Source organism: Methylophaga sp. UBA4204, assembly GCF_002379485.1.
Classification (GTDB): Bacteria; Pseudomonadota; Gammaproteobacteria; order Nitrosococcales; family Methylophagaceae; genus Methylophaga.
The window spans coordinates 3,205-7,370 of sequence record NZ_DFTU01000021.1 but is presented as its reverse complement, the minus strand read 5'-3'; the positions used below and the strand labels follow the sequence as shown (position 1 = coordinate 7,370).

Below are 4,166 nucleotides of genomic sequence, written 5' to 3'. Positions count from 1 at the left end.
TGGTTAGAGCACCACCTTGACATGGTGGGGGTCGTTGGTTCGAATCCAATCGTGCCTACCAGATATATACATCAAGCACCTCTTGCAGGTGCTTTTTGGTTTTTAAGGCCTCTCGTATTGGCCACAACCAAGGATATAGTATGATTTCAATTACCCTTCCTGATGGCAGTCAACGCCAGTTCGATCACCCCGTTTCAATTCATGATGTTGCTGCCGATATTGGTGCCGGTTTAGCCCGGGCTGCTCTGGCCGGTAAAGTGAATGGCAAACTGGTCGATACCAATTACGTTATAGAGGATGATGCTGAGCTTGCCATCATCACCGAACGTGATGAAGAAGGGCTCGATATCATCCGACATTCGACCTCACATCTGTTAGCTCAAGCCGTAAAACAACTTTATCCCGATGCACAGGTCACTATTGGCCCGGTTATCGAAGATGGCTTTTACTACGATTTTTCCTATCCAAAAGGTTTTACACCGGAAGATTTGCAGAAAATCGAAAAACGTATGGAAGAGCTGGTCAAGCAAGATCTGCAAGTGGTCCGTGAAGAAGTCACCCGTGATGCAGCAGTTCAGATCTTTCGTGAAATGGGTGAAGAATATAAAGCTCAAATCATCGAAGATATTCCTAAGGATGAAATCCTGTCAGTGTATCGACAGGGTGAATTCATGGATTTATGCCGTGGTCCGCACGTACCAAATACCGGAAAACTCAAAGCATTCAAACTGATGAAACTGGCCGGTGCTTACTGGCGTGGTAAATCTGAAAACGAAATGCTGCAACGGGTTTATGGTACAGCCTGGTCAGATAAAAAAGACCTGAAAGCCTATCTGCATCGTCTGGAAGAAGCCGAAAAGCGTGATCATCGTAAGTTGGCGAAAAGTCTGGATCTTTTCCATCTGCAGGATGAAGCGGCTGGCATGATCTTCTGGCATGACAATGGCTGGCGGATTTATCGCGAAGTGGAAAAATATATTCGCGATGTACTGGCTCAAAATGACTATCAGGAAGTGCGCACCCCGCAGGTTGTGGACCGCAGTCTGTGGGAAAAATCAGGACATTGGGACAAATTCGGTGACATGATTTTCAGTACTCATTCTGAAAATCGTGATTACGCGGTTAAACCAATGAATTGTCCTTGTCATATTCAGATATTTAATCAGGGGCTGAAAAGCTACCGTGATTTACCTTTGCGTATGGCGGAATTTGGTTCATGCCATCGTAATGAACCCTCCGGTACCTTGCATGGTTTGATGCGTCTGCGTGGATTCACTCAGGATGATGCGCATATCTTCTGTACTGAAGATCAAATTCAGACTGAGGTTTCTACCTTTATAGATCTGTTGTTTAACGTTTATGCCGATTTTGGTTTTAACGACATTATTATTAAGTTATCGACTCGTCCGGAAAATCGTGTCGGTAGTGATGCCGTTTGGGATAAAGCGGAACATGCACTTGAACAGGCATTAAATGCCAAAGATCTGGACTGGGAACTGCAGCCGGGCGAGGGTGCGTTTTACGGACCGAAGATCGAATTCTCCTTAAAAGATTGTCTGGGGCGGGTCTGGCAATGCGGCACCATTCAGGTGGATTTCTCAATGCCTGGCCGATTAGATGCAACTTATGTGGCAGATGATGGTTCCAAACAGGTACCGGTAATGCTGCATCGTGCGATTCTTGGATCACTCGAGCGATTTATCGGTATACTCATTGAAGAATATGCTGGCGCGTTTCCGGCATGGCTTGCACCTCGTCAGGTTATGGTCATGGGAATTACCGATAAACAGTCAGATTATGTTCAACAAATTGCCCAACAATTGAAAAATCAGGGATTTAGAGCTGATACGGACTTGAGAAATGAGAAGATTGGCTTTAAAATACGCGAGCACACATTGCGTCGCGTACCTTACCTAATCGTTGTTGGGGATCGCGAAGCACAAGAAAATGCCGTGGCAGTACGTACTCGCAAAGGCGAAGATTTAGGCGCTATGTCGCTAGAGAGCTTCGTTTCCTTGCTTCAAGAAGACGTCGCTCGCCGCGGTCGAATTATTTTAGAGGATTAAAAACATCGCTACAGATCAAAAAAGGCTGAATTCTGAAATCACAGCCAGAGAAATTCGTGTAACCGATGCAAACGGTGAACAATTAGGTATTATTTCATTGGCGAAAGCCTTGGAATTAGCTGAAGAAGCCGAGTTGGATTTGGTGGAGATTGCCCCACAGGCAGAACCACCTGTCTGCCGTATTATGGATTACGGCAAGTATGTGTTTGAGGCTAATAAACAAAAGGCCATTGCTAAGAAAAAGCAAAAACAGATACAGGTAAAGGAAATAAAATTCCGACCAGGGACGGAAGAGGGTGACTATCAGGTAAAACTACGCAACCTGACACGTTTCCTCGAAGAAGGTAATAAAACCAAAGTCAGCCTCCGCTTTCGTGGACGTGAAATGGCCCATCAGGAATTAGGTCTGAAATTGCTCGAAAGAGTAGCCGATGATTTGAAAGACCTGTCGGTTATTGAGCAACATCCGAAGAAAGAAGGTCGGCAAATGATTATGGTTTTGGCGCCAAGTAATAAAAAATAACTATTAATTAAATTAACAATGCGGAGTTCCAAATGCCAAAATTGAAAAATCATAGCGGTGCAGCGAAGCGTTTCAAACGCACCGGTAGCGGAAAGTTCAAACGCGCTCAAGCGTTTACTAGCCATATCCTGACCAAGAAAAGCACTAAGCGGAAACGCCAACTGCGTTCCACGCTGACAATCTGTAAAGCAGATCATTTGTCAGTCCGCAAATTATTGCCTCTTCTATAATTAAGGAGTATTCCAATGGCTAGAGTAAAACGTGGCGTAACAGCCAGAGCCCGTCATAAAAAAGTTATCGCGCAGGCCAAAGGCTATTATGGTCGTCGCAAGAATGTCTATCGTGTAGCTGTCCAGGCAGTTACCAAAGCCGGTCAATATGCATACCGTGATCGTCGTCAGAAAAAACGTGTATTCCGTACATTGTGGATTGCGCGTATTAATGCTGCTGCCCGTGAATGTGGAATTTCGTACAGTCGTTTGATCGATGGTCTGAAAAAATCATCTATTGAAATCGATCGTAAAGTATTGGCAGATATTGCTTATCACGATTCTGCTGCATTTGCTGCTATTGCTGCAAAAGCAAAGGCGGCTTTGGCTAACTAATCAGTCGGTTCGCTTTAGCGCGGATCTTATTATTAGTTACACAGGAAAGGGCCGTTGATGACGGCCCTTTTTTATTTCTGATTGATCCTCAGGTGGAGGAAATATGGCTGAACTGTCATCGCAGTTACTGGCATTAAAAGATATTGTTGAGGCAGCGAAGTCCGCGATTCAAAACGCGACCCATGCCAAGACGCTGGATAATGTCCGGGTTGAATATCTGGGCAAAAAAGGCCTTATCACGGGGTATGTCAAAGAGTTGAGTAATCTCAGCGCGGAAGAACGACCGTTAATTGGTAAGGAAGTGAATCTGGCCAAACAGGAAGTAGCAGGTCTGACTGAAGCCAGGTCCAAGTTGCTTGCTGAGCAGGCCATGAATGCCGCTTTGGCTGCCGAAACGGTTGATGTAACTTTACCCGGTCGTAATGCTGAAGTTGGCGGTCTGCATCCGGTGACTCGCACCTTGCAACGCATTGAACAGTATTTCCGTCAAATCGGTTTTCAAATTGCCGAAGGTCCGGAAATTGAAGATGGTGACCATAACTTCACCGCATTGAATATTCCTGAAAGTCATCCAGCGCGTGCGATGCATGACACGTTTTATTTCAACGCCGAAATGCTGTTGCGCACCCATACTTCACCGGTACAGATCCGGGTCATGGAAAATGAACAGCCACCTTTACGGGTCATTGCACCGGGCCGGGTATATCGCTGTGATTCAGATTTAACCCATACGCCGATGTTCCATCAGGTAGAAGGTTTAATGGTGGATGAAAACATCAGCTTTACCGATTTGAAAGGTATTCTTGCCGATTTCCTACAGGCATTTTTTGAAAAACCACTCAATGTGCGGTTTCGACCTTCGTACTTTCCATTTACCGAGCCTTCTGCAGAAGCGGATATTGAATGTGTGATCTGTGGTGGTGAAGGTTGTCGTGTCTGTAGTCATACCGGCTGGCTGGAAGTGCTGGGTTG

Annotated in this window: 5 protein-coding genes and 1 tRNA gene (1 of these 6 running past the window's edge); all 6 read left to right on the top strand. The window is 45.5% G+C overall.

The window, feature by feature from the left end; translation table 11 throughout:
* Window positions 1-61, top strand: a tRNA-Val gene (locus tag B3182_RS02765) (it extends 104 nt beyond the left edge of the window).
* Window positions 62-140: 79 nt separating this feature from the next.
* Window positions 141-2,066 carry a threonine--tRNA ligase gene (thrS, locus tag B3182_RS02760; RefSeq protein WP_292356014.1) on the top strand — a complete coding sequence of 642 codons (1,926 nt, stop codon included), beginning with the start codon at window positions 141-143 and terminating at the stop codon, window positions 2,064-2,066.
* A complete protein-coding gene (gene infC / locus B3182_RS02755; protein WP_300497415.1) occupies window positions 2,062-2,589 on the top strand; it encodes a translation initiation factor IF-3 in 528 nt (175 codons plus the stop codon). The genes thrS and infC overlap by 5 nt, the downstream gene beginning before the upstream one ends.
* A gap of 32 nt (window positions 2,590-2,621) precedes the next feature.
* Window positions 2,622-2,819, top strand: coding sequence for a 50S ribosomal protein L35 (rpmI, locus tag B3182_RS02750; RefSeq protein WP_014706666.1), 198 nt, complete (start codon window positions 2,622-2,624; stop codon window positions 2,817-2,819).
* Between the two features lie 15 nt (window positions 2,820-2,834).
* The gene (gene rplT / locus B3182_RS02745; protein WP_014706667.1) at window positions 2,835-3,194 is read left to right on the top strand and encodes a 50S ribosomal protein L20; all 360 of its coding nucleotides are present in this window, start codon (window positions 2,835-2,837) and stop codon (window positions 3,192-3,194) included.
* Window positions 3,195-3,297: 103 nt separating this feature from the next.
* Window positions 3,298-4,166 (top strand): phenylalanine--tRNA ligase subunit alpha (gene pheS, locus B3182_RS02740; protein ID WP_292751437.1); only part of this gene is annotated, 869 nt, incomplete at its 3' end.